Annotated in this window: 21 protein-coding genes; 4 read left to right on the top strand and 17 right to left on the bottom strand. The window is 73.4% G+C overall.

Going from position 1 to position 24787, the window contains the following annotated elements; translation table 11 throughout:
- The first annotated feature begins 42 nt into the window (after nucleotides 1-42).
- The 3 genes from IH44_RS41055 to IH44_RS0115265 are packed head-to-tail and all read left to right on the top strand — an operon-like array spanning nucleotide 43 to nucleotide 3454.
- Nucleotides 43-1494, top strand: coding sequence for a condensation domain-containing protein (locus IH44_RS41055; protein WP_035955179.1), 1452 nt, complete (start codon nucleotides 43-45; stop codon nucleotides 1492-1494).
- On the top strand, nucleotides 1491-2318 hold the full coding sequence (locus tag IH44_RS0115260; protein ID WP_035955181.1) for an HAD family hydrolase: 828 nt from the start codon (nucleotides 1491-1493) through the stop codon (nucleotides 2316-2318). Before IH44_RS41055 ends, IH44_RS0115260 begins: the two co-directional genes overlap by 4 nt.
- Entirely contained in the window at nucleotides 2315-3454 is a 1140-nt protein-coding gene (locus IH44_RS0115265) for an acyl-CoA dehydrogenase family protein (RefSeq protein ID WP_030460088.1), read from the top strand. The genes IH44_RS0115260 and IH44_RS0115265 overlap by 4 nt, the downstream gene beginning before the upstream one ends.
- A gap of 31 nt (nucleotides 3455-3485) precedes the next feature.
- On the opposite strand, the gene IH44_RS0115270 is transcribed toward IH44_RS0115265, so the two are convergent.
- The 3 genes from IH44_RS0115270 to IH44_RS0115280 form a co-directional block, all read right to left on the bottom strand.
- Complete coding sequence (locus IH44_RS0115270; RefSeq protein WP_030460089.1) at nucleotides 3486-4943, bottom strand: aldehyde dehydrogenase family protein; 1458 nt, start codon at nucleotides 4941-4943, stop codon at nucleotides 3486-3488.
- A gap of 57 nt (nucleotides 4944-5000) precedes the next feature.
- Nucleotides 5001-5870, bottom strand: a complete 870-nt coding sequence (locus IH44_RS0115275) for a helix-turn-helix transcriptional regulator (protein ID WP_030460090.1) — start codon at nucleotides 5868-5870, stop codon at nucleotides 5001-5003.
- A 127-nt stretch (nucleotides 5871-5997) separates the two neighbouring features.
- Nucleotides 5998-8877: a LuxR family transcriptional regulator gene (locus tag IH44_RS0115280; protein ID WP_030460091.1), complete on the bottom strand. Its 2880-nt coding sequence runs from the start codon at nucleotides 8875-8877 to the stop codon at nucleotides 5998-6000.
- A gap of 96 nt (nucleotides 8878-8973) precedes the next feature.
- Here IH44_RS0115280 and IH44_RS0115285 point away from each other — a divergent pair, with 96 nt between their 5' ends.
- Nucleotides 8974-9336 carry a nuclear transport factor 2 family protein gene (locus IH44_RS0115285; protein ID WP_030460092.1) on the top strand — a complete coding sequence of 121 codons (363 nt, stop codon included), beginning with the start codon at nucleotides 8974-8976 and terminating at the stop codon, nucleotides 9334-9336.
- A gap of 156 nt (nucleotides 9337-9492) precedes the next feature.
- Here the strand turns inward: IH44_RS0115285 and IH44_RS0115290 are convergent, their stop codons facing one another.
- The 14 genes from IH44_RS0115290 to IH44_RS0115355 form a co-directional block, all read right to left on the bottom strand.
- Complete coding sequence (locus IH44_RS0115290) at nucleotides 9493-10953, bottom strand: glutamate synthase subunit beta (RefSeq protein WP_030460093.1); 1461 nt, start codon at nucleotides 10951-10953, stop codon at nucleotides 9493-9495.
- Nucleotides 10946-15541: a glutamate synthase large subunit gene (gltB, locus tag IH44_RS0115295; RefSeq protein WP_030460094.1), complete on the bottom strand. Its 4596-nt coding sequence runs from the start codon at nucleotides 15539-15541 to the stop codon at nucleotides 10946-10948. Before gltB ends, IH44_RS0115290 begins: the two co-directional genes overlap by 8 nt.
- A 428-nt stretch (nucleotides 15542-15969) precedes the next feature.
- Nucleotides 15970-16710: a VIT1/CCC1 transporter family protein gene (locus IH44_RS0115300; RefSeq protein ID WP_030460095.1), complete on the bottom strand. Its 741-nt coding sequence runs from the start codon at nucleotides 16708-16710 to the stop codon at nucleotides 15970-15972.
- Nucleotides 16711-16891: 181 nt separating this feature from the next.
- Nucleotides 16892-17875: a prolipoprotein diacylglyceryl transferase gene (gene lgt / locus IH44_RS0115305; protein ID WP_030460096.1), complete on the bottom strand. Its 984-nt coding sequence runs from the start codon at nucleotides 17873-17875 to the stop codon at nucleotides 16892-16894.
- Nucleotides 17876-17955: 80 nt separating this feature from the next.
- Nucleotides 17956-18813: a thioredoxin domain-containing protein gene (locus tag IH44_RS0115310; RefSeq protein WP_030460097.1), complete on the bottom strand. Its 858-nt coding sequence runs from the start codon at nucleotides 18811-18813 to the stop codon at nucleotides 17956-17958.
- A 77-nt stretch (nucleotides 18814-18890) separates the two neighbouring features.
- Entirely contained in the window at nucleotides 18891-19403 is a 513-nt protein-coding gene (locus tag IH44_RS0115315) for a MauE/DoxX family redox-associated membrane protein (RefSeq protein WP_030460098.1), read from the bottom strand.
- 129 nt (nucleotides 19404-19532) lie between these two features.
- Complete coding sequence (locus IH44_RS46525; RefSeq protein ID WP_157852330.1) at nucleotides 19533-19703, bottom strand: hypothetical protein; 171 nt, start codon at nucleotides 19701-19703, stop codon at nucleotides 19533-19535.
- Nucleotides 19704-19869: 166 nt separating this feature from the next.
- Nucleotides 19870-20679: a tryptophan synthase subunit alpha gene (gene trpA, locus IH44_RS0115325; protein ID WP_030460099.1), complete on the bottom strand. Its 810-nt coding sequence runs from the start codon at nucleotides 20677-20679 to the stop codon at nucleotides 19870-19872.
- A 1-nt stretch (nucleotide 20680) separates the two neighbouring features.
- Nucleotides 20681-21913: a tryptophan synthase subunit beta gene (gene trpB, locus IH44_RS0115330; RefSeq protein WP_030460100.1), complete on the bottom strand. Its 1233-nt coding sequence runs from the start codon at nucleotides 21911-21913 to the stop codon at nucleotides 20681-20683.
- A 53-nt stretch (nucleotides 21914-21966) separates the two neighbouring features.
- Entirely contained in the window at nucleotides 21967-22116 is a 150-nt protein-coding gene (trpM, locus tag IH44_RS47245; RefSeq protein ID WP_198544994.1) for a tryptophan biosynthesis modulator TrpM, read from the bottom strand.
- A gap of 9 nt (nucleotides 22117-22125) precedes the next feature.
- Nucleotides 22126-22938, bottom strand: a complete 813-nt coding sequence (trpC, locus tag IH44_RS0115340) for an indole-3-glycerol phosphate synthase TrpC (protein WP_030460101.1) — start codon at nucleotides 22936-22938, stop codon at nucleotides 22126-22128.
- Nucleotides 22939-23091: 153 nt separating this feature from the next.
- Nucleotides 23092-23532, bottom strand: a complete 441-nt coding sequence (locus IH44_RS0115345; RefSeq protein ID WP_030460102.1) for a DUF2752 domain-containing protein — start codon at nucleotides 23530-23532, stop codon at nucleotides 23092-23094.
- Nucleotides 23533-23653: 121 nt separating this feature from the next.
- The gene (locus IH44_RS0115350; RefSeq protein WP_030460103.1) at nucleotides 23654-23902 is read right to left on the bottom strand and encodes an HGxxPAAW family protein; all 249 of its coding nucleotides are present in this window, start codon (nucleotides 23900-23902) and stop codon (nucleotides 23654-23656) included.
- Nucleotides 23903-24048: 146 nt separating this feature from the next.
- Complete coding sequence (locus IH44_RS0115355) at nucleotides 24049-24594, bottom strand: TIGR02234 family membrane protein (protein WP_051816928.1); 546 nt, start codon at nucleotides 24592-24594, stop codon at nucleotides 24049-24051.
- Nucleotides 24595-24787: the final 193 nt, after the last annotated feature.

Genomic DNA, 24787 nt, shown 5'->3' on the forward strand with positions numbered 1-24787 from the left:
GGGGCCGCTCCGGGCCCCTCCCTGCGAACGGACCGCCACACCATGACGATCCCCTCCACCTTCCACGTCACCCTGCCGACACCCAACACCTCCACGGAGGTCCGCCCCGCCACCCGGGGCGCGGCGGTGCCGGCCACCCACACCCAGCAGGAGCGCCTGATCTGGGGCCGGCACGTGCACCAGGTGAACAACAACATCGCGCTCGGCCTGCGCTTCGACGGGCGGCTCGACGTCGCCCTGCTGGAGCGCAGCCTCAACCTGCTGGCCGAACGCCACGAGACGCTGCGCACGGTCTTCCCCGAGGTGGGCGGGGAGTCCTCCGAGGAGCACGTGATGCTGCTGCTCCCGCCGCAGCCTCGCGCCCTCCCCGTCCTGGAGGCGCCCGACGAGCCCGCGGAGACCCGCCTGCCGCGGGTGCTCGCGCTGCTCGCCGAGCACGCCAACCAGCCCTTCGACCTGGCCGCCGGGCCGCTGTTCCGCCCCGTGCTCGGCCGGGTGAGCGAGAGCCTGCACGTGCTCTCGATGACCACCGACCACATCGTCTTCGACGCCTGGTCGGCCCGGATCATGATCAACGACCTGCTGACCATCTACGCCTCGGAACAGGGCGACGACGTACCGCCGCTCCCCGAACTCCCCGTCCAGTTCCCGGACTTCGCCCTCTGGCAGCACGGCCACCTGGGCGACGTGCAGCTGGAGCGCCAGCTCGGCTACTGGCGCAAGCAGCTCGACGGCATCACCCCGATCCCCGCCTCCGGCCTGGCCGACCCGGACGCGCCCACCGGCGCCGAGCCGGGCGTGACCAAGTCGCTCGAACCGGTCGGACCGGAACTGAGCGCCGCCGTCGAGGAGTTCGCGGTGCGCGAGCGGGTGACCTCGGCCGTGGTGCTCGCCGCGGCGCTCAAGGCCGCCATGTGGCGCCTGCGCCTGGAGACCGTGGGCGAGGACGCCGCCGGCGACGTGGCGACCTTCGGCTCGCTCGCCAACCGGACCCGGCCGGAGACCGACGCGATGGTCGGCTACGTGGCCACCCCGGCCACCTTCCGCACCCGCTTCACCGGGAGGACGCCCTTCGGCGAACTCGTCCGCCTGGAAGCGCAGACGCTGTTCAACGCGATGCGCCACCAGCGGATTCCGTTCTCGCTGATCAGCCGGGAACTCGCCCCCGAGCAGTACGGCGTCCGCTTCCGCGAACCCGGCAGCGTCCCGATCTACCTCAACTTCGACATGGACATGGTGGAGGACGAGCGCGAGCCGCTGCTCCGCCCGACCGGCCTCGACGTGCAGCCGATCGGCATCCCGATGCCCGAGGTACCGCGGGGCGGCCTGCGGGTCATCGGCTACCGGCGCAAGGACGGCATCGCGATCGAACTCCGCTACCGCCACGACCTCTACGGCCGCGGCTGGGCCACCCGCTTCCTCCGCCTGATCCACGCGTTCCTGCAGCACGGCGTGGACGCGCCCGACACCCCGATCGAGGAGCTCGCCGCATGACCGCCGTCCCCGACCTGCCCCGCCTGATCGCCGTGGACCTGGACGGCACCCTGCTGCGCCCCGACTACTCGGTCTCGCCGCGGACCCGCCGGGCCGTCGCCCTGGCCCACGAGCACGGCATCGAGACGGTCTTCGTGACCGTCCGCCACGCCGCCGCCGTCGAGTACATCGTCGAGGCCCTGGACCTGACCGGGGAGGCGATCTGCTGCGGCGGCGCCGCACTCTGGCAGGTGCCGTCGATGGAACTGACGGAGGCCTTCACGATCGACGCCGGGACCGCACGCGAGACGGCCGCCCGGCTGAAGCGGGCACTGCCGGACGCCGCGATCGGCTGGATGCTGGCGGACCGGCGCGTCGGCTACGCGCCCGACTACCCCGAGCCGCTGCTGATCGGCGAGTCCTACCGCGCCGACCCGGCGACCATCGACGTCCCGGTGCTCAAGCTCTTCGCCGTCTCGCCCCGGCTGCGCGAGATCGACACCGCGGAGGTCGAGGAGATCCTCGGCGGGCTGGTCACCGTCTCCCACCACCACAGCGGTGTCGTCGACCTGGTGACCCACGGGGTGAGCAAGATCGCCTCGCTGGAGAAGCTCTGCGCCGAGCGCGGCATCGCCCCCGCCGAGGTGATCGCCTTCGGTGACGCCCGGACCGACCTCGACATGATCCGCTGGGCCGGTCGCGGGGTGTTCATGGCGAACGCCGATCCCGCCCTGCACCCCGAGGCCGACCTGATCGCGCCCTCCAACGCCGAGGACGGCGTCGCCGTCGTCCTGGAGAACCTGCTGCGGCCGCAGCACCCGACGCTCACCGAGGTGGCCCGATGAAGATCCAGCGCATCCTGCCCAGCGAGGAGGCCGCCGACCTGCTCGACCTGGTCCGGGACCTCGCCGCCAACGAACTCGCCCCGCGGGTCGCCGAGTTCGAGGCCAATCACGAGTTCCCCCGGGAGGTCGTGCGCACGCTCGGCAAGGCCGGGCTGCTGAGCCTGCCCTACCCCGAGGAGTACGGCGGCGGCGGGCAGCCCTACGAGGTCTACCTCCAGGCGCTGGAGGAGGTCGCCTACCACTGGCTGGCCGTGGCCGAGTCGGTCAACGTGCACAACCTCGCGTGCTTCGGCACCGCCACGTACGGCACCCGGGCCCAGCGCGAGGAACTGCTGCCCGACATGCTCAGCGGCGAACTCCTCGGCGCGTACTGCCTGTCCGAGCCGGAGGCCGGTTCGGACGCGGCCTCGCTCTCGACCAGGGCGACCAAGGAGGACGGCGGTTACCGCATCTCGGGGACCAAGTCCTGGGTCACCCACGCCGGTCACGCGGACTTCTACAACGTGTTCAGCCGCACCGGCGGCCCGGGGGCCCGCGGCCTGTCCTGCCTGGTGGTGCCCGCGGGCACGCCCGGCATGGTGGTGCACGAGCGCGAGAAGAAGCTCGGCGTCTGGTCCTCGCCCACCGCGCAGATCGGCTTCGACTCCGTGCGGGTCCCGTCCGACCGGCTGGTCGGCCGCGAGGGCAAGGGCTTCCTGATCGCGATGGGCGCGCTGGACTGCGGCCGGCTGGGCATCGCCGCCTGCGCGGTCGGCCTCGCCCAGGCCGCCGTCGACTACGCCGTGCGGTACGCCAAGGACCGCCGGCAGTTCGGAGAACGGATCATCTCCTTCCAGGGCGTCGGATTCATGCTGGCGGACATGGCCACCCAGGTCGCCGCCGCGCGGGCGCTCACGCTGGCCGCCGCCCGCCTGAAGGACGCCGGCCTGCCCTACTCGCTGGAGGCGGCGAAGGCGAAGCTCTTCGCCACCGACATGGCGATGAAGGTGACCACCGACGCCGTCCAGGTGCTCGGCGGCGCCGGCTACGTCGCCGACCACCCGGTGGAGCGCTTCATGCGCGAGGCCAAGCTGCTGCAGATCGTCGAGGGGACCAACCAGATCCAGCGGCTGGTCATCGCCCAGGGCCTGGCCTGACCCGGGGGCGCGACGGGCTGCGCAGCGACTGTCAGAACGGGAAGCGCGAGCGCCCGTGCTGGATCGAGATCCACTTGACGGTGGTGAACGCGTCCAGGCTGGTGTCGCCGTTCAACCGGCCGACGCCGGAGCCCTTCTCGCCGCCGAACGGCACGATCGGCTCGTCCGCGATCGTGCCGTCGTTGACGTGGATCATGCCGGTGTCGATCCGCTGGGCGAACCGGACGCCGCGCTCGACGTTCGCGGTGTGGACGGCGCCGGAGAGGCCGAACGGGGTGTCGTTGGCGATCCGGACGGCCTCCTCCTCGCCGTCGAAGGGGATCAGCAGGGCGACCGGGCCGAACACCTCGCGGCGCAGGATCGGGTCGTCCGCGGGGATGTCGGTGAGGACGGTCGGCCGGACCAGGGTGCCGACGGTCGTACCGTGCAGCAGCGGGCGGGCACCGTCCGCTATCGCGCGGTCGACCTCGGCGGTGATCGCCTCGGCCTGGGCGGAGTTGATCAGCGGGCCGAGCTGGGTGGCCGGGTCGCCGGGGTCGCCGACGGTCAGCGAGGCGACCTTGGCGGTGAACTTCTCGCTGAACTCGGCGAGCACCGCGCGGTCGACCAGGATCCGGTTGGCGGCCATGCAGATCTGGCCCTGGTGGGTGAAGCGGCTGGCGACGGCGGCGTCCACCGCGTAGTCGAGGTCGGCGTCGTCGAGGACCACCAGCGCGCTGTTGCCGCCGAGTTCGAGCACCGTCCGCTTCAGATGCGCGGCGGCGACGGTGGCCACGTGCCGGCCGACGGAGTCCGAGCCGGTGAAGGCGATCACCTTGGGGACGGGGTGCTCGATGAAGGCGTCGCCGATCTCGGCGATGTCGGTGAGCACCACGTTCAGCAGGCCGGCCGGCAGCCCGGCCTCCTCGAAGACCTTGGCGATCAGGGTGCCGCCGGCCACCGGGGCGTCCTGGTGCGGCTTGAGGACGACCGCGTTGCCGAGCGCGAGCGCCGGGGCGACGGCCTTGAGCGAGAGGAAGACCGGGGCGTTGAACGGGCTGATCACGCCGACCACGCCGACCGGGAGCCGGTAGAGCCGGTTCTCCTTGCCGGGGACGGGCGAGGGCAGGATCTTCCCCTCGGCCCGCAGGGCCAGCGCGCCGGCCTCCCGCAGCATGTCCTTGACCAGGGCGAGCTCGAAGGCGGACTTCCCCAGGGTGCCGCCGAGTTCGACGGTCATCACCCGGAGGATCTCGGCCTCGCGCTCCTCGACCACCCGCAGCGCGCGCTCGAAGACCAGGCGCCGCTCGTAGGGGCTGGTGGCGGCCCAGGCGGGCTGGGCCCGCTCGGCGGCGCGGTAGGCCAGGTCGATCTCCTCGGCGGTGGCGACCGTGAACGAGGCCAGTTTCTCCCCGCTGTACGGGTCCAGGTCCACGATGTCCCAGGAGCCGGTGCCCGGCCGCCACTGGCCGTCGATGTACTGCAGGGCGAGTTCCGCGATCAAGGACATCCGATCCCTCTCGGCGCTGACGATCTCCTACTGACGGATCATCATCCTAATTGCGGTTCAGGCGTCTTGGAGGATCTCCGCGAGAAGCGACCTGGTCTCCTCCTCGGACAGCGCGGCCGCCGCCACCCGCTCCAGCGCGGTCGTGTACTCCGCCACCTCGACCGGCTTGTCCAGGTACAGCGCGGTGGTGAACTGCTCGACGTAGACCACGTCCGCCAGGTCCGGCTCGGGGAAGCACAGCACGGTGAACGCCCCGCTGTCCGCCGCCAGCGCGCCCATCCCCAGCGGCAGCACCCGCAGGCTGATCGTCTCGCGCCGCGAGAGCTCGGCCAGCCGGGCCAGCTGACCGCCCATCACCTCGGGGCCGCCGCACGGGCGGCGCAGCGCCGTCTCGTCGACGATCAGCTCCAGCCGGGCGGTCGCCCCCTCGGCCAGGAAGCGCTGCTGCCGGCGCAGCCGGACCGCGGCCCGGCGGGCGATCTCCTCCTCCGGCGCGGCCGGGCTGCCCGCCCGCATCACCGCGTGCACGTACTCGGGGGTCTGCAGCAGCCCGGGCACGAACTGCACCTCGTAGCTGCGGACCAGGTCCGCGGCGTCCTCCAGGTTGAGGTACGTCTGGAACCAGCCGGGGACGACGTCCCCGTAACCGTGCCACCAGGACGGGGCGTTGGTGCCGCCGACCAGGCCGAGCAGCGAGGCCCGGGACTCCTCGTCGTCGACGCCGTAGAGCGTCAGCAGGTCCGCCACGTCGCGCTGCTTGAAGCCGACCCGGCCGAGCTCCATCCGGCTGATCTTCGACTCCGAGGCCCGGATCGAGTACCCGGCGTCCTCCCGGGTCACGCCGCGGGCCTCGCGCAGGCGCCGCAACTGGGCCCCCAACTGGATGCGACGCGCGGTCGCACCGCTGCCCGTCTGCAGGCCCGTCATGCAAACCTCCGCCCCAGGAACGCCGATTGGACCCCGTGGGATGCAGTCTGCCACTGCGCGACGACACTCCGCGAGATCCTTCCGGTATTTGGCCAATCCGTTGTACGGGCCCGGGTTTCGACTCCGCTCAGGACAGCGCCGGCAGCACGCCCGCCAGATCGGTGCGGGAGCCCACGCCGAGCTTCGGGTACGCCTTGTACAGGTGGTGCCCGACGGTGCGGGCGCTCAGGAACAACTGCGCGGCGATCTCCCGGTTGGACAGGCCCTGCGCGGCCAGCCGGACGATCTGCGACTCCTGCGGGGTCAGCCCGGCCACCGTCCGGTCCGGGCCCGCGGCGGCCGGGCCGCCGGTGGCGTCCAGCTCCAGCCGGGCCCGCTCCGCCCACGGCCCGGCGCCCAGCCGCCGGAAGGCCTGCTCGGCGGAGCGCAGCGGGGCCCGGGCCTCCGCCTTGCGGCGGCCGCGGCGCAGCCACTCGCCGTACAGCAGCTCGGTCCGGGCCTGCTCCCAGGGCCGGGGCTGCTCGGCGTGCTCGGCCAGCGCCGCCAGGTAGCGGTCCTCGGCGAGCTCGTCGGGCGCCAGCAGCGCGTGGCAGCGGTGCACCAGGGCCCGGGCCCACGGCCGGTCGGCCCGCGCGGCCCAGCGCTCGAACCCGGCCAGCGGCCCGGCGGTCCGCTCCTCCCGGCGCAGCCGCACCGCGGCCTCCACCAGGTCGGGCACCGCGCGCACCGCGCTGACGTGGTGCGCGTGCGGGCCGCCGGTGAGCGCGGCCAACTGCCCGAGGGCGTCCTCGGCCCGGCCCGCGCCCAGGTCGAGCACGCCCAGCGCCCAGCGCGCCCAGGGAGCGCCCGCGCCGCCCCGGGCGAAGGCCGCGGCGGCCTGCTCCCGGCACGGGTCGCCGTCGCCGCGGACGGCGGACAGGTAGGCCAGGAATCCGTGCAACTGCCCGGTCCACAGCGGCTGTCCGGTGTCCCGGGCCAGCCCCAGCGCCTCGGCCGCGTGGTCGGCGGCCAGGCCGGGGCGGCCGTCGAAGAGCTCGGCCTCGGCGAGGAAGAACAGCAGCGTCGGCAGCGTCCCGAAGGCCCCGGCCTCCCGCCCCTCCCGGACCAGCCGACGGGCCAGGTCCAGCACCTCCGCGTCGTGGCCGGGCACCAGCCCCGCCCCGCAGGCCAGCGCCAGGTCGACGGGCACCGCCGCCCCGGCCGCCCGCGCGGCCCGCTCCGCCTCGGGCAACGTGGGACCCCCGACGCCCGCTCGCCCAGCGTCCGCTGCCCCAACGCCCGCTCGCCCAGCGTCTGTTGCCCCGGCGCCGGCCGGATCCGCGCCTGCTGCCGGGGCCCCAACGCCCGCTCGCCCAGCGCCTGTCCCTTCTACTCCCTCTCCCTCCACACCGACACCCGCTCCCCCGGCGCCGGCCGGATCCGCGTCCGGCTCCTGCCCCTGCTCCTGCCCCTGCTCCCCCACCAGCGGCCCGAGCGCCGCCGCCAGGTAGCGGACGACCGGTGCGAGCGGGTCGTCGACGGGCAGCGGCAGGGCGGTGAGCGCCGTCAGGGTGTCCCGGACGGCCGGGAGGCCGTCGTACCAGGCGACGTGCACGGCCTGCACCAGGACGCGGGCGGCCGGGCCGGGGTGCGGGTCGGCGACCAGTGCGGCGGCCTCGGTCAGCCGGCGGTGCGCGGGGCCGTGCTCGCCGCGCCAGAACTCGGCGACGCCGCGGGCGAACAGCAGGTGGGCGCGGGTCACCGGGTCGGCGTCCGGCCGGTCGGCGGCGAGGGCGAGCCGTTCGGCCCGGTCCACTTCGCCGGCCTCCAGCGCGGCCTCGACCGCCTCGACCGTCCAGCGGCGGGCGAGGTCGGGGTCGGGGCTGAGCCGGGCGGCCCGCTCGTAGGCGGCGGAGGCCCCGGTGTGCCCGCCGCGGGCGGCGGCGGCCCCGGCCGCGGCGGCGAGTTCGCCGGCGGCGTCGGCGTCCCGGCCGGTGGCGGCCAGGGCCCGGTGCCAGGCCCGGCGCAGCGGTTCGGCGGGCCCGTGGGCGGCGGCCAGGGCCCGGTGCGCGGCCAGCCGGTCGACGAGCGGGGCCCGGTCGGCGACGGCGGAGCGCAGCAGCGGGTGGCGGAACGCCACCCGGCCCGCCGTCAGGTCGACCTTCAGCAGGCCCTGTTCCTCGGCGGGGGCGAGGTCGGCGGCGTCCAGTCCGCTCTCGGCGGCGGCCCGCAGCAGTACTTCCAGGGCTCCGGTCTCCTCCAGGGCGGCGAGCAGCAGCCAGCGCTGGGTGCGGCCGGGCAGGCGGCTGACCTGGCCGTGGTAGGCGAGCCGGAGCCGTCCGGCGGGCGGCAGGGCGCCGGTGTCCGCGCCGTGCGGGAGTTCGCGCAGGGCCAGCGGGTTGCCGGCGGCGGCGGCCAGCACCCGTGCGGGGTCGGGGAGTTCGGGGGCGAGGTGGTGCAGCAGGGCGGCCGCGTCGGGCTCGGCCAGCGGTCCGATCCGCAGGTCGGGCAGTCCGGCCGGGTCGGGGCCGTCGTCCTCCCGGGTGGCGAGCAGCAGGGCGACGCGTTCGGCGCCGAGCCGGCGGGCGGCCAGCCGCAGCACCGCTGCGGACTCCGGGTCGGCCCACTGGAGGTCGTCCACCAGGGCCAGCACCGGCTGCCGTTCGGCGAGGTCGCCGAGCAGGGTGAGCACCGCGAGGCCGACCAGCAGCCGGTCCCCGGCGGGGCCGTCGGCCAGGCCCAGGGTCCGTTCCAGCGCGGCCCGTTGCGGTCCGGGCAGGCCGTCCAGTTCGCCCAGGGCGGGGGCCAGCAGTTGGCTGAGCACCGCGTGCGGCAGCCGGGCCTCGCTCTCCACTCCGGCGGCCCGCAGCACCCGCCATCCGGCGGCGGCTTCGGCGGCCGCGTCCAGCAGGGCGCTCTTCCCGATGCCCGGTTCGCCGCGCAGCACCAGCGCCCCGGCCCGTCCCCCGCCGGCCGCCGCGAGCAGCCGGTCGACCGCGGCCCGTTCCGTCCCCCGTCCGTACAGCATGGGTCGACCCTACCTATGGGTGACCGATTCCCCGGCCGGGCGATCTCCGTAACTTCTTGTCCTGCAAGGGGAACCGCAGCTCAGAAGGAGACCACGATGGACCTGCAGCACCTGGCCGAGCGCTACCTGGCCGCCTGGAACGAGACCGACCCGGCCGCGCGCCGCAAGCTCGTCGAGGAGACCTGGGCCCCCGACGGCAGCTACACCGACCCGCTGGTCGAGACCCGCGGCCACGAGCAGTTCGACGCCGCCCTGGCCGCCGTCCAGGCCCAGTTCGCGGGCCTGGTGTTCCGCCTCGGCCCGGTCGACGCCCACCACGACGTGGCCCGCTTCACCTGGGAGCTGGCCCCGGAGGGCGCCGCGGAGCCCCTGGTGGTCGGCTTCGACGTCCTGACCGCGGACGGGGACGGCCGGATCGCCACCGTGGTCGGCTTCCTGGACAAGGTCCCGGCGGCCTGAACGCGCCGGGTCCGGGAACGACAACGACGCCTGCCCTTACCTGGTCGGGGAGTGGGCAGGCGTCGTGATGACCGGGTCCCGGCGGCTCTGGCGGGTCGGTGTTTGTCGGCCGTACCCCCCTCGCGGGGGGCTGGGCGTTCGTGGGGCGGCGGTCGGTCAGACCACCAGCGAGCGGTCGGTCGGCTTGATCGGGGCGGGGAGCGGGGTCTTGCCGCCCAGGTAGGCGTCGACCGCCGAGGCGGCCGAGCGGCCTTCCGCGATCGCCCAGACGATCAGGGACTGGCCGCGACCGGCGTCACCGCAAACGTACACCCCGTCGACGTTGGTGCCGAACTTGCCGTCGCGGGCGACGTTGCCGCGGGCGTCGAGGTCGACGCCGAGCTGCTCGACGAGGCCGTTCTTGACGTCGGTGCCGGTGAAGCCCATGGCGAGGGTGACGAGCTGGGCCGGGATGACCTTCTCGCTGCCGGGGACGGGCTCGAACTTGCCGTTCTTGAACTCGACCTCGACCAGGTGCAGTTCCTGGACGTTGCCGTCCTCGTCGCCGGCGAAGTGGGTGGTGGAGACGGAGTAGATCCGCTCGCCGCCCTCCTCGTGGGCCGAGGTGACCTTGTAGGTCATCGGCATGGTCGGCCAGGGCTGGTTGGCCGGGCGGTCCTCGGACGGCCGCGGCATGATCTCCAGCTGGGTGACCGAGAGGGCGCCCTGGCGGTGCGCGGTGCCGACGCAGTCGGCGCCGGTGTCGCCGCCGCCGATGACGACGACGTGCTTGCCCTTGGCCGAGATCGGGGAGTCGACGTAGTCGCCCTCCTGGACCTTGTTGGCCAGCGGCAGGTACTCCATCGCCTGGTGGACGCCGTTCAGCTCCCGGCCGGGGACGGGCAGGTCGCGGGCGGTGGTGGCGCCGGCCGCGACGACGACCGCGTCGAAGCGCGAGCGCAGGTCCTGGCCGCTGATGTCGACGCCGGCCTCGACGCCGGTGCGGAAGCGGGTGCCCTCCGCGCGCATCTGCTCGATGCGGCGGTTGATGTGGCGCTTCTCCATCTTGAACTCGGGGATGCCGTAGCGCAGCAGGCCGCCGATCCGGTCGGCGCGCTCGTACACCACCACGGTGTGCCCGGCCCGGGTGAGCTGCTGGGCGGCGGCCAGGCCGGCCGGGCCGGAGCCGATCACGGCGACGGTCTTGCCGGACAGGCGCTCCGGGACCTGCGGGGTGACCCCGCCGCGGTCCCAGGCCTTGTCGATGATGGTGACCTCGACGTTCTTGATGGTCACCGCGTCCTGGTTGATGCCCAGGACGCACGCCGACTCGCACGGAGCCGGGCACAGGCGGCCGGTGAACTCCGGGAAGTTGTTGGTGGCGTGCAGCCGCTCGATCGCGCCGGACCAGTCGTCCCGGTAGGCGAGGTCGTTCCACTCGGGGATCAGGTTCCCGAGCGGGCAGCCGTTGTGGCAGAACGGGATGCCGCAGTCCATGCAGCGGCCGGCCTGCTTGGTGATGATCGGAAGGAGGCTGCGCTCGACGTAGACCTCGTTCCAGTCGCGGAGCCGGACGTCCACCGGACGGCGCTCCGCCAGCTGCTTGGGCGTGGTCAGGAAGCCCTTGGGGTCAGCCATTTGCCGCCTCCATCATCTTGCGAGTGGTCTCCACCTCGGAGAGGCCATCGCGCTCAGCGGCGTCCTTGGCGGCGAGCACAGCCTTGTAGTCGGTGGGCATGATCTTGGAGAAGCGGGAGACCCCGCTGCCCCAGTCGGCCAGGAGCTCGGCGGCGACGGTGGAGCCGGTCTCCTCGTAGTGCTGCTGGACGGTCTCGCGCAGCCATTCGCGGTCGGCGGCGCCGGGGGCCTCGATGCCCACCATGCCGCTGTTGACGTTGGCCGGGCGGAGGTCGAGCACGTAGGCGATGCCGCCGGACATGCCCGCCGCCAGGTTGCGGCCGGTCTCGCCGAGGATCAGCACCCGCCCGCCGGTCATGTACTCCAGACCGTGGTCGCCCACGCCTTCGACCACCAGGGTCGCACCGGAGTTGCGGACCGCAAAACGCTCGCCGGCCTTGCCGCGCAGGTGGATCCGGCCGGAGGTGGCGCCGTAGCCGATGGTGTTGCCGGCGATGACGTGGTTCTGCGCGTCGGCGCCGATCGCGGCGGCGTCCCGGGCGGGACGGACCACGATCACGCCGCCGGACAGGCCCTTGCCGACGTAGTCGTTGGCGTCGCCCTCCAGGCGCAGCGTGATGCCGCTGGGCACGAAGGCGCCGAACGACTGGCCGGCCGAGCCGGTCAGGGTGATGTCGATGGTGCCCTCGGGCAGGCCCTCGCCGCGGTACCGCTTGGTGACCTGGTGGCCGAGCATGGTGCCGACGGTGCGGTTGACGTTGCGGACCGGCAGCTGGATGCGGACGGCCTCGCCGCGCTCCAGGGCGTCCTCGGCGAGCTCGATGAGCTGGTTGTCGAGGGCCTTGTCGAGCGCGTGGTCCTGGCCCGTGGTGTTGTGCAGGGCCGCGCCCTCGGGCAGCGCCGGGACGTGGAACAGCGGGGCCAGGTCGAGCCCGGCGGCCTTCCAGTGGTCGATGGCGGCCTGGGCGTTGATGTGCTCGGCGTGGCCGACGGCCTCCTCGATCGAGCGGAAGCCGAGCTCGGCGAGCAGCTCGCGGACCTCCTCGGCGATGAACTCGAAGAAGTTGACCACGAACTCGGGCTTGCCGGAGAACCGGTCGCGCAGCACCGGGTTCTGGGTGGCGACGCCGACCGGGCAGGTGTCGAGGTGGCAGACCCGCATCATGATGCAGCCGGAGACCACCAGCGGGGCGGTGGCGAAGCCGAACTCCTCGGCGCCCAGCAGGGCGGCGATGACCACGTCGCGGCCGGTCTTCAGCTGGCCGTCGGTCTGCACGACGATGCGGTCGCGCAGGCCGTTGAGCAGCAGGGTCTGCTGGGTCTCGGCGAGGCCGAGCTCCCAGGGGCCGCCCGCGTGCTTGAGCGAGGTGAGCGGGGAGGCGCCGGTGCCGCCGTCGTGGCCGGAGACCAGGACGACGTCCGCGTGCGCCTTGGAGACGCCGGCCGCGACGGTGCCCACGCCGACCTCGGAGACCAGCTTCACGTGGATGCGGGCGTCCGGGTTGGCGTTCTTGAGGTCGTGGATCAGCTGAGCCAGGTCCTCGATGGAGTAGATGTCGTGGTGCGGCGGCGGGGAGATCAGGCCGACGCCCGGGGTCGAGTGCCGGGTCCTGGCCACCCACGGGTAGACCTTGTGGCCGGGCAGCTGGCCGCCCTCGCCGGGCTTGGCGCCCTGGGCCATCTTGATCTGGATGTCGTCGGCGTTGACCAGGTACTCGGAGGTGACGCCGAACCGGCCGGAGGCGACCTGCTTGATCGCCGAGCGGCGGGCCGGGTCGTACAGGCGCTCCGGGTCCTCGCCGCCCTCGCCGGTGTTGGACTTGCCGCCGAGCCGGTTCATCGCGATGGCGAGGGTCTCGTGCGCCTCCATCGAGATGGAGCCGTAGGACATCGCGCCGGTGGAGAACCGCTTGACGATCTCGGAGACCGGCTCGACCTCGTCGACGGAGATCGGGGTCCGGCCGAGGGCGTCCAGCTGGAACAGGCCGCGCAGCGTCATCAGGCGCTCGGACTGGGCGTTGACCCGGTCCGTGTACTGCTTGAAGACGTCGTAGCGCTTGGTGCGGGTGGAGTGCTGGAGGCGGAAGACCGTCTCCGGGTCGAACAGGTGCGGCTCGCCCTCGCGGCGCCACTGGTACTCGCCGCCGATCTCCAGCGCGCGGTGCGCGGCGGCGATGCCGGAGGCCGGGTACGCCTTGGCGTGCCGGGCGGCGGTCTCCTTGGCGATCTCGTCCAGGCCGATGCCGCCGAGCTTGGTGGTGGTGCCCGCGAAGTAGGCGTCCACCAGCTCCTGGGCGAGGCCGATGGCCTCGAAGACCTGCGCGCCGCGGTAGGAGGCGACGGTGGAGATGCCCATCTTGGACATCACCTTCAGGACGCCCTTGCCGAGCGCGTAGATCAGGTTCCGGATCGCCTTCTCGGGCTCGATGCCCTGGACGAACACGCCCTGGGCGACGAGGTCCTCGACCGACTCCATGGCCAGGTACGGGTTGACCGCGCCGGCGCCGTAGCCGACCAGCAGCGCGACGTGGTGCACCTCGCGGACGTCGCCGGCCTCGACCAGCAGCGACACCTGGGTGCGCTGCTTGGTGCGGATCAGGTGGTGGTGGATGGCCGAGGTGAGCAGCAGCGACGGGATCGGCGCGTGCTCGGCGTCCGAGTGCCGGTCGGAGAGCACGACGATGCGGGCGCCGTCGGCGATCGCGGCGTCGGCCTCGGCGGCGATCTCGGCGAGCCGGGCGGCCAGGCCCGCGCCGCCGGCCGCGACCTTGTACAGGCCGGAGAGCGTGACGGCCTTCAGGCCGGGCTGGTCGCCGTCCTTGTTGATGTGGATCAGCTTGGCCAGCTCGTCGTTGTCGATCACCGGGAAGGTGATGCCGACCGAGCGGCAGTGCGCCGGGGTGGCGTCCAGCAGGTTGCCCTCGGGGCCGAGGTTGCTGTGCAGCGAGGTGACCAGCTCTTCGCGGATCGCGTCCAGCGGCGGGTTGGTGACCTGGGCGAACAGCTGGGTGAAGTAGTCGAACAGCAGGCGCGGCTTCTCGCTGAGCGCGGCGATCGGCGAGTCGGTGCCCATCGAGCCGAGCGCCTCGCCGCCGGTCTTGGCCATCGGCGCGAGGATGACCCGCAGCTCCTCCTCGGTGTACCCGAAGGTCTGCTGGCGGCGGGTGACCGAGGCGTGGGTGTGCGCGATGTGCTCGCGCTCGGGGAGCTTGGCGAGCTGGATCTGCCCGCCCGCGACCCACTCCTCGTAGGGGTGCTCGGCGGCGAGGGCGGCCTTGAGCTCCTCGTCCTCGACGATGCGGTGCTCGGCGGTGTCGATCAGGAACATCCGGCCGGGCTGCAGGCGGCCCTTCCTGACGACCTTCTCCTGGTCGATGTCGAGCACGCCGACCTCGGAGGAGAGCACGACCAGGCCGTCCTCGGTGATCCAGTACCGGGCCGGGCGCAGGCCGTTGCGGTCCAGGACCGCGCCGATCTGGGTGCCGTCGGTGAAGGTGACGCAGGCCGGGCCGTCCCAGGGCTCCATCAGGTTGGAGTGGTACTGGTAGAACGCGCGGCGGGCCGGGTCCATGGTGGCGTGGTTCTCCCACGCCTCCGGGATCATCATCAGCACCGAGTGCGGCAGCGAGCGGCCGCCGAGGTGGAGCAGCTCCAGGACCTCGTCGAAGGACGCCGAGTCGGAGTGGTCCGGGGTGCAGATCGGGAAGATCCGGTCCAGGTCGCCGGGGATCAGGTCGGTGGCGAGCTGGGACTCCCGGGCGGTCATCCAGTTGCGGTTGCCCTTGACCGTGTTGATCTCGCCGTTGTGCGCGACGAAGCGGTACGGGTGGGCGAGCGGCCAGCTCGGGAAGGTGTTGGTGGAGAAGCGGGAGTGCACCAGGCCGATCGCGGAGGCGTAGAGCCGGTCCGACAGGTCGGGGAAGAAGGGCTCCAGCTGGCCGGTGGTCAGCATGCCCTTGTAGACCAGGGTGCGGGCGGAGAGCGAGGGGAAGTACACCCCGGCCTCGCGCTCGGCGCGCTTGCGCAGCACGAAGGCGACCCGGTCCAGCGCGATGCCGGTGCGCTCGCCGTGCGTGACGAAGAGCTGGCGGAAGCGCGGCATGACGCTGCGGGCGGTGGCACCCAGCAGGTCGGGGGTGACCGGGACGTCGCGCCAGCCGAGGACGGTCAGGCCCTCCTCGGCCGCGACGACCTCGATCCGGGTGGCCGCGGCGGCGGCCTCCTCGTCGTCCTGCGGGAGGAAGGCGATGCCGACGGCGTAGGAGCCGGCGGCCGGCAGCTCGAAGTCGGTGTTGGCGCGCAGGAACGCGTCCGGGACCTGGGTCAGGATGCCCGCGCCGTCGCCGGAGTCCGGCTCGGCGCCGGTGGCGCCGCGGTGCTCCAGGTTGCGCAGGACGGTCAGCGCCTGCTCGACGATCTTGTGGTCGGCGATGCCGGTCAGCGTGGCCACGAAGCCGACGCCGCAGGCGTCGTGCTCGTTGCGCGGGTCGTAGAGACCCTGGGCCTGGGGGCGCGCATCCGGGACGAGGGCGTAGGGGCCGGTGGCCTTGGCGTCCTCGTGGCCGGAGGGCAGGGATGCAGACAGCATCGGCTCTCCCGTCGTCGTAAACAGTTGCTTCATGCAAAGGGACGACGTTGGCCCTGATGCGATTTGTCGGTGCAGGTTACATGATGCCGCTTGTCCCGGGAAGTGGATTCAGACGTCCACATCTCGGGATGATCCCCAGGTCAGGGGGCGGATGGAGGGGGTGGCGCAGCGTCGCGCGTTCCCTCCAGTGTGCCCGGTGCCGAAGGGCGTGAAACGGGGGCGAAACGCCCCCGGAACAGCCGTTGGGGTGTCCCTACCTGGGATTCTTCGAAGTCGACGCCGCCCCCGGTTTCGATTGCGGGGGTCGACAGCCGGATGTCGAGACTAGGGCAAGGTGCGGGCTCGGGCCCATGTGCGGAACATCACGCGTTCCATGGCATAACTATACAGAGGTCTGGGTTTTCGTACAGGGCCGACCGGGTGGCCGGTCAGCCGATCGCCCCGCCGATCAGCCGTCCCAGCAGGTAGGTGACGCCCGCCGCGGCGCCGCCCAGCACCAGTTGCCGCAGGCCGGAGAACCACCAGCTGCGGGCGGTCACCCGGGCCACCACGGCGCCGCAGCCGAACAGGCCGAGCACCGCCAGCAGCGCGGCCGGCCAGAGCGTGGTCGCACCCAGCAGGTAGGGCAGCACCGGGAGCAGCGCGCCGAGCGCGAAGCAGCCGAACGAGGAGACCGCGGCGACCAGCGGCGAGGGCAGGTCGTCCGGGTCGACGCCGAGCTCCTCGCGGGCGTGCACGGCCAGCGTGGTGTCCGGGTCGGCGGACAGCTGCCGGGCCACCTCGCGGGCCAGCTCCGGCTCGACGCCCCGGGCCACGTACAGCTCGGCCAGTTCGGCCAGTTCGCCGTGCGGGTTGCGCCGCAGCTCGATCCGCTCGGCCTCCAACTCGGCTTCCACCAGCTCGCGTTGGGAGGCCACCGAGGTGTACTCGCCGGCCGCCATGGAGAACGCGCCGGCCGCCAGGCCGGCCAGGCCGGTGAGCACCACGGTGCTCGGCGCGGCGTCGCCGCCCACCACGCCGGTCATCAGCGCGAAGTTGGAGACCAGGCCGTCCATCGCGCCGAACACGGCGGGGCGCAGCCAGCCGCCGTTGACGTCCCGGTGGTGGCCGGCGTCGGGTATCCGGGGCTGCGGGCTGTCGGTGTGCGGGTCTGCGGTGATGGTGCTCATGCGGACGGCTCCCCTTCCGGGCACGGCGGTTCCCCCCGGGGCGGGCGCCGGCCGGGCTTGCTGCTCCTCGAACGTAGCCGTTTGACCTGCGAGTTTCCAGCAAAGTAAGCCTGCCCAAAGGCAGTTGGGGCCGCCTCGCCGGTCTCGGCGGGGCGGCCCCAACGGGGGCGGGCGCGGCAGCTCAGGAGGGCTTCTCGGAGTCCTTGGAGAGCTCGACGGGGGCGTCCTGCGACGGCTCGGCGACGTCGGCCGGACCCTCGCCCGAGGCGGACTCGACCGGGGCGTCCCCGGCCGGGGCGGACTCGGCGGCCGCCGCGGCCTCGGCGCGCTCCGCGGTGGCCTGCGGGTCGATCGAGTCCGGGTCCTCGCGGCCGGGGCGGAGCTTGGCGGAGAGCACGAAGGCGGCGACCGAGCCGACGAAGACCAGGATCGCGGTCCAGTCGTTCAGGCGCAGGCCGAAGAAGCGGTGCGCCTCGTCGATCCGCAGCCACTCGGTCCAGAACCGGCCGACCGTGTAGGCCGCCACGTACAGCCAGAAGGCCCGGCCGTGGCCGAGGTTGAAGCGCTTGTCGGCCCAGATCACCAGGACGGCGACCAGCACGCACCAGATCGACTCGTACAGGAAGGTCGGGTGGTAGACGCCCTGGACCACGGTGCCGTCCGGGAGCGTCTTGTCGATCTTCAGGCCCCAGGGCAGGGTGGTGGGGCGGCCGTACAGCTCCTGGTTGAACCAGTTGCCCCAGCGGCCGCAGGCCTGGGCCAGCACGATGCCGGGGGCGATCGCGTCGGCGTAGGCGGGCAGCGGGACGCCGCGGCGGCGGGCGCCGATCCAGGCGCCGACCGCGCCGAAGGCGATGGCGCCCCAGATGCCGAGGCCGCCCTCCCAGATCTTCAGCGCGTCGATCGGGTGCTTGCCCTCGCCGAAGTACAGCTGGTTGTCGGTGATGACGTGGTACAGCCGGCCGCCGACCAGGCCGAACGGCACCGCCCAGACCGCGATGTCGCCGACCGTGTGGCGGCCGCCGCCGCGGGCGACCCACCGCTTGCTGCCGAGCCACACGGCCACGACGACACCGATGATGATGCAAAAGGCGTAGGCGCGCAGCGGGATGGGCCCCAGGTTGAGGACGCCCCGCGACGGGCTCGGAATGTATGCGAGATCCATGGCACTCTCGACGCTACCGTGTCCCACCGGTCACACCGGCACCGGAGCCGGTCACGGTAGCGTCACGCGGCGGCGGCCGGTCAGGGCGAGGGCGGGGTGTTGGACTCGGCGGCGGTCGAGCTGGGCGCCGGGCTCTGGCCGTGGGAGCCGGGGGTGCCGAGCTGCTTGCCCTGGTTGGCCGCGTCCACCCACTTCACCAGGTTCTCCGGGCTGATCTGCTCGTCGCCCTTCTTCGGGTAGATCGCCTCGCCGTTCAGCAGCACCGTCGGGGTCGACTTGTAGCTGGACTTGTCGAAGTCCTGCTGCACCGCGGAGACCCAGCCGCCGAACTTGTTGGAGTTGACGCAGGACTGGAACGCGGGGGTGTCCAGCCCGGGGACCTGCTTGGCCAGGTCGATCAGGGTCTGCTTGGTGCCGAAGGAGTCCTCGGTCTCCTCCGGCTGGTTGCGGTAGAGCACGTCGTGGTAGTCGCGGAAGTGCCCGGCGTCCTGCGCGCAGCCCAGCGCGTTGGCGCCGTACTTGGAGCCGCTGCCGCCCAGCGAGCGGTCGATGAACGAGACGATGTGGTAGTTGACGTAGACCTTGCCGGCGTCCTCCAACTGGTCGACGGTCGGCGAGAAGGTCCGCTCGAAGCTGCCGCAGGCCGGGCAGCGCGGGTCCTCGTAGACCGTCAGCGTGGACGGGGCGTTGGCGGCGCCGACCGGGATGACCAGGTTCTTGTCGCCGATCGTGCCGGCCGGGGCGGCGGTCGGGGTCTCCGGCTTGGAGCGCTGGTTCTGCACCACCACGCCGACCACCACGGCGGCCGCGATCACCACGGCCACCACGCCGCCGACCGCCAGCTTCTTGTTCCGCCGCGCCTTGGCCTCCTCGGCGGCCCGGGCCTCCTTCATCTTGTCCCGGGCGTTGCGCTTGCCTTCTCGGTTCTTCTCGCTCATGGGGTGCTCTTGCCAGTCCAGGGGTCGGGTCGTCGGGGTCCGCGGGCGCGGATCGGTGGGGAGGGGCGCGCCGGGGGTCAGGCGGCCAGCCAGGCGTCCAGCGAGAGCTTCGTCCGGGGCCGGTAGACCAGCCAGGCCGCCAGCAGCAGGAACCCGGAGTCGCGCAGGATCTCCTGCAGGTACTCGGTCTGCGACTCGTCCACCGCGCCGCCGCCGCCGAAGCAGCCGCAGTCGATCGAGATGCCGCGCGCCCAGGCGGAGGAGATCCCGGCGATGAAGACCAGCAGCAGCACGCCCGAGACGATCGCCACGATCCTGGTCCCGAGGCCGAGCAGCAGCAGCAGGGCCAGCGCCAGCTCCAGGAACGGCAGGCCCCAGCCGACCGGCTTGACCAGCGACTCGGGCAGGATCTCGTACGCCCGCACCGCCTGGGCCGCCTCCGCCGGGTCGGCCACCTTCGCCAGCCCCGCCCAGCCCCAGACCAGCGCCAGGCCCAGCCGCACCGCCAGCCCGAACCACTCGGCCGCCGAGCCGTCCACCGCCCGGCGGATCCCGCTCACCCGGCCCCGGTCGGCCTGCTGACTGGCCATCAGTTCCCCCTCGGGCGCGTTCCACCGTTTCCTGCCTGATGAACCGTAGGGGATGGCGGGGGGTTCCTCCACATTGGCGAGTTAAGCCGTTTGAGCGACCTTAAACGGTCATACGTCCGATTTTCCGGATCATCGGGCCGGCGGGCTGCAGACCTGGTCGGCCTGCCGGCACAGCACCGCCCGCTCCGCCCCGCGGCGCGCCAACTCCCGTTCCACGCCCCCGCTTCCGGCCAGCGCGGCGGCCAGCGCCAGCCCCGCCGCCAGCGCCCGCAGCAGCACCGCCCTGTGAACCCGCGCCATCCGGATGCCCTTTCGCCGACGAACCACCGGAGGGTCCAACGGCTCCGGCGGGGACGGGAGTACCAGCACCCGCCGGTTTTTCACCCTCGCGGAGTAGGCGCGGAACGCAAAGGGCCGCCCGGGGAGCGGCAGTTGCTCCCCGGGCGGCCCTTCGCGCGCTGCGGTGCTACTTCCGGCGGACGCCCTGCGCCAGCTCGCCCGCGAGCGCCCGGACGGCGGCCGTGCCGTCCGCCAACTCCTCGGCGTCCAGCAGGCGCTGGACGAACGCCGAGCCGACGATCACGCCGTCCGCGAAGGCCGCGACCTCGGCGGCCTGGTCGGCGTTGGAGACGCCCAGGCCGACGCAGACCGGCAGCGCGGTGGTGGCGCGGGTGCGGGCCACCAGGTCCTCGGCCAGGTTGCCGACCGCGGCCCGGGTGCCGGTCACGCCCATCACGGCGGCCGCGTACACGAAGCCGGAGCCGGCCGCGGTGACCTCGGCCAGCCGGTGGTCCTTCGAGGACGGGGCGACCACGAACACGGTGTCCAGACCGTGCTCGGCCGCCGCCTTGCGCCACTCCTCGGACTCCTCCACCGGCAGGTCCGGCAGGATGCAGCCCGCTCCCCCGGCCGCGGCCAGGTCGGCGGCGAACCGGGCGGTGCCGTAGCGGTCCACCGGGTTCCAGTACGTCATCACCAGCACCGGCACGGCCGGGTGGGCCGCGGCGACCTCGGCGACGGTGCGCAGCACGTCCTTGATCTTCACGCCGCCGCGCAGCGCGATGTCGTCGGCGGTCTGGATGACCGCGCCGTCCAGCACCGGGTCCGAGTGCGGCAGGCCGACCTCGACGACGTCGCAGCCGCCCTCGATCAGCGCGTTGATCGCGGCGATGCCGCCGTCCACGGTCGGGAAGCCGGCCGGCAGGTAGCCGATCAGGGCCGCCCGGCCCTCCGCCTTCGCGGCGGCCAGCGCGGTGGTGAGCTTGGTGTCGGCCATGTCAGTTGGTCCCCTCGGCGTCGTAGAGGCCGAAGTACTCGGCAGCGGTGTGCATGTCCTTGTCGCCGCGGCCGGAGAGCGAGACCAGGATGGTCGCCTCCGGGCCGAGCTCGCGGCCGAGTTCGAGCGCGCCGGCCAGGGCGTGCGCGGACTCGATCGCCGGGATGATGCCCTCGGTGCGGGACAGCAGCCGCAGCGCCTCCATCGCCTGCGCGTCGGTCACCGGGCGGTACTCGGCCCGTCCGGTGTCCTTCAGCCAGGCGTGCTCCGGGCCGACGCCCGGGTAGTCCAGGCCGGCCGAGATCGAGTGCGACTCGATGGTCTGGCCGTCCTCGTCCTGCAGCACGTAGGTGCGCGAGCCGTGCAGCACGCCCGGGTCGCCCTTGGTCAGGGTGGCCGCGTGCTTGGGGGTCTCGGCGCCCTCGCCGGCCGCCTCGCAGCCGACCAGGCGCACGCCCGCGTCCGGGATGAACTCGTGGAAGATGCCCATCGCGTTGGAGCCGCCGCCGACGCAGGCCACCACCGCGTCCGGGAGCCTCCCGGTGCGGTCCAGCACCTGCTGCCGGGCCTCGACGCCGATGACCCGGTGGAAGTCGCGGACCATCATCGGGAACGGGTGCGGGCCCGCCACCGTGCCGAACAGGTAGTGGGTGGAGTCGACGTTGGCGACCCAGTCCCGGAACGCCTCGTTGATGGCGTCCTTCAGGGTCCGGCTGCCGGACTTCACCGGGACGACCTCGGCGCCCAGCATCCGCATCCGGGCCACGTTCAGCGCCTGGCGCTCGGTGTCGACCTCGCCCATGTAGACCGTGCAGTCGAAGCCGAACAGCGCGCAGGCGGTGGCGGTGGCCACGCCGTGCTGGCCGGCGCCGGTCTCGGCGATGATCCGGGTCTTGCCCATCCGCTTGGTCAGCAGCGCCTGGCCCAGCACGTTGTTGATCTTGTGCGAGCCGGTGTGGTTGAGGTCCTCGCGCTTGAGCAGGACCCGCGCCCCGCCGGCCTCCGCGGAGAACCGGTGGACGTCGGTCAGCGGGCTCGGCCGGCCGGTGTAGTCCTTGAGCAGGGCGTCCAGCTCGGCGGCGAACGCCGGGTCGTTCTTGGCCTTCTCGTACTCCTCGGCGACCTGCTCCACGGCGGCGACCAGCGCCTCCGGGATGAAGCGGCCGCCGTAGGCGCCGAAGTAACCGCGTGCGTCGGGCACCTGGGCGCCCGGAAGGTAGTGCTCGGACATGATCCGTCCTCGGATGAAGGATTGACGGCGTGGAAGGGGGAACCTGCGGCGAATCGTCAGCCGCGGGTGCCGCGCCATCGGCGTCCGGGGACCTGTCCGGGCTCGCAGCCGATCACGTACCGCACCCGCCGCCCCAGCGCCCGGCGCGCGGGCGCGCGGCAGCCGCGCGGGCGGCAGCCGGGGGCGAGACGGGTGGCGATCGACATGGCCGGGGCTCAGCCCCGCCCGTTGTTGCGCAGCGCCGGGTGCGCCCCGGCGGCGACCAGGTCGGCGACCGCGGCCTTCGGGTCCCGGCCGGTGACCAGGGACTCGCCGACCAGCACCGCGTCGGCGCCCTGGTTGGCGTAGGTGATCAGGTCGTGCGGCCCGCGCACGCCCGACTCGGCGACCTTGACGACGTGCGCCGGGATGGCGTCCACCACGTTGCCGAAGGTGTTCCGGTCGACCTCGAGGGTCTTCAGGTTGCGGGCGTTGACGCCGATGATCCGCGCGCCGGCGTCCACCGCGCGGGCGATCTCCTCCTCGTCGTGCACCTCGACCAGCGGGGTCAGCCCGATCGACTCGGCCCGCTCGATCAGCGAGACCAGGGCCGGCTGCTCCAGCGCGGCCACGATCAGCAGCGCCAGGTCCGCGCCGTGCGCGCGGGCCTCCCACAGCTGGTAGGCGGTGACGATGAAGTCCTTGCGCAGGATCGGGGTGGGCACCGCCGCGCGCACCGCGTCCAGGTCCGCCAGCGAACCGCCGAAGCGGCGCTGCTCGGTGAGCACGCTGATCGCGGCGGCCCCGCCGGCCGCGTAGTCGACCGCCAGCGCGGCCGGGTCGGCGATCGCCGCCAGCGCGCCCTTGGACGGGCTGGAGCGCTTGACCTCGCAGATCACCCGGACGCCGTCGCCGCGCAGCGCGGCCACGCCGTCCTTCGCCTCGGGCGCCTTCGCGGCGAGCTCCTTGAGCTCGTCCAGGGAGACCCGGGCCTGTCGCTCGGCGAGGTCCTGCCGGACCCCGTCGATGATCTCGTCGAGCACAGTCACGCGTGCGCCCCCATCGTGTTTCGGTGGTGAGGCCGGGGGCGTCGAGCGCGGTCCCGGCCCTTCGATGGTATCGGGCGCGGGGGGCGCACTCCGCATCCGACCGGCGCGCGTCTCGATCGGCGGACCGCCCGGCGGACACCGCGCGCGCCCGGCTCACACCGCCGGCGGCGCCAGCAGCGTCCCGACCGGCAGGTTCCGCACCACCGCGAACAGCAGCAGCACCAGGACCAGCACCCCCGCCTGCCGCCCGGTGACCCGCCACCCCCCGCCCGGCCGGCCGCGCACCGCCCGCACCGCCCAGCGCACCCAGAGCGCCAGCAGGACGAACGCCCCCACCGCCACCAGCAGGTTGTCGTGCCCGGCCGTCAGCACGTCGCCCCTGGTCAGCGCGTGCACGCAGCGCAGCCCCCCGCAGCCCGGGCACCACCAGCCGGTGGCCCGCAGGAACGGGCAGACCGGGTAGTGGCCGGGCGCGTTCGGGTCCACCAGCGCGACGAACCCGACCGGCAGCGCGACCGAGACCAGCGCCGCCAGCGGACGGACCAGACGGCGCGCCGGACCGGCGGCGGCGGACGGGGCGGCGGGAGCGTTCACGGGCACGATTGTGCCCCCGCCGCACCCCCGGACGGCCCCACCCCGGCCCGCGAAACGCCGAACGGCGGGCCCGTGGCCCGCCGTCCGCTCCGTGCTGCTTCCGCTCTCGCCCTACCGGCACTCAGCCCGCGGTGACCGCGCTGCGCTCCTCGGCGCCGATCGGGGCGAAGTTCTTGCTGGGCTGCTTGCCCATGCCCGCCATCGACATGGCCTTGCCGACCACGCCGCCGATCAGGACCACGGCGAGGCCCGCGATGACCAGCACGACGTTCGGCATGATCATCGCGACACCCGCGACGCAGAAGCCGACGAAGGAAATGACCACGCCGGTCCACGCGGCGGGGGTGTGGCCGTGCGCTGCTGCAGCCATCTTGTTGGTGCTCCTTGTTTCTCCGGGGCCCGGTCGGGCGGCCCTGGGACGGCGCTCGACGGGTTGACGCCTCCATTGTGCCGGGCCGAACACGGCACACCCAAGCCGGGGCGTGCGTGGTGCCGCGCACACTGCGCCGCAGGCGGTCAGCCGGTCGGGTCCTCGCCCCGGTCCAGCGCCTTCCACAGGTCCGCCGGGCCGGCCGCCTTCCCCGTGGCCGCCTTCCGGGTCGGCGCCTCGTACCGGGAGCCCATGGCCGGCCAGCCGCTGCCGAACCGCGCCGTCAGCGCCCCCGCCGCCACCAGCAGCACCCCGCCCGCCAGCGCCACCCACGGCCACGCCGTCCGGGTGATCTCCTCGGCCCGGCCGCTGGACAGCGCCAGCTGACCGGCCGCGACGGCGTGCAGCCCGGCGGTGTCGGTGTACCCGATCACCGCCCCGACGACCGCCCCCACCCCCGCCAGCACCGTCAGCGCCCCCACCAGCACCCGGGTCCGGCCGCGCACCGCGAACACCGCGACCGCCGCCGCCATCGCCACCAGCGCCATCCCGGTCGGCAACTGCGTCAGCTTGCTCCCGCTCGCCTGCACCGCGATCCGGCTGCCGCCCATCCCCGGCGCCACCCCCTCCGCCCAGGTCCGCCCCACCGCCGTCAGCACCAGCACGGCGCCCAGCGCGGTCAGCAACAGCATCAGCCCCAACGTGCCACGGGAGCCACGGGCCTTCGGGGAAGCAGAGGTCTCACTCACCCCCCCAGTGTCCCCGACCTCACCCCACCCCCACCCACCACCCCTCCAGCCCGGCCCGACCGGTCCCGAACAGCACCGAAGGCGCCGGGCCTACGGCCTCCGGCCCGACGATCCGCGCTTCCTCCCCCGACACAAC

It is taken from the genome of Kitasatospora sp. NRRL B-11411, assembly GCF_000721345.1.
Lineage (GTDB): Bacteria > Actinomycetota > Actinomycetes > Streptomycetales > Streptomycetaceae > Kitasatospora > Kitasatospora cineracea.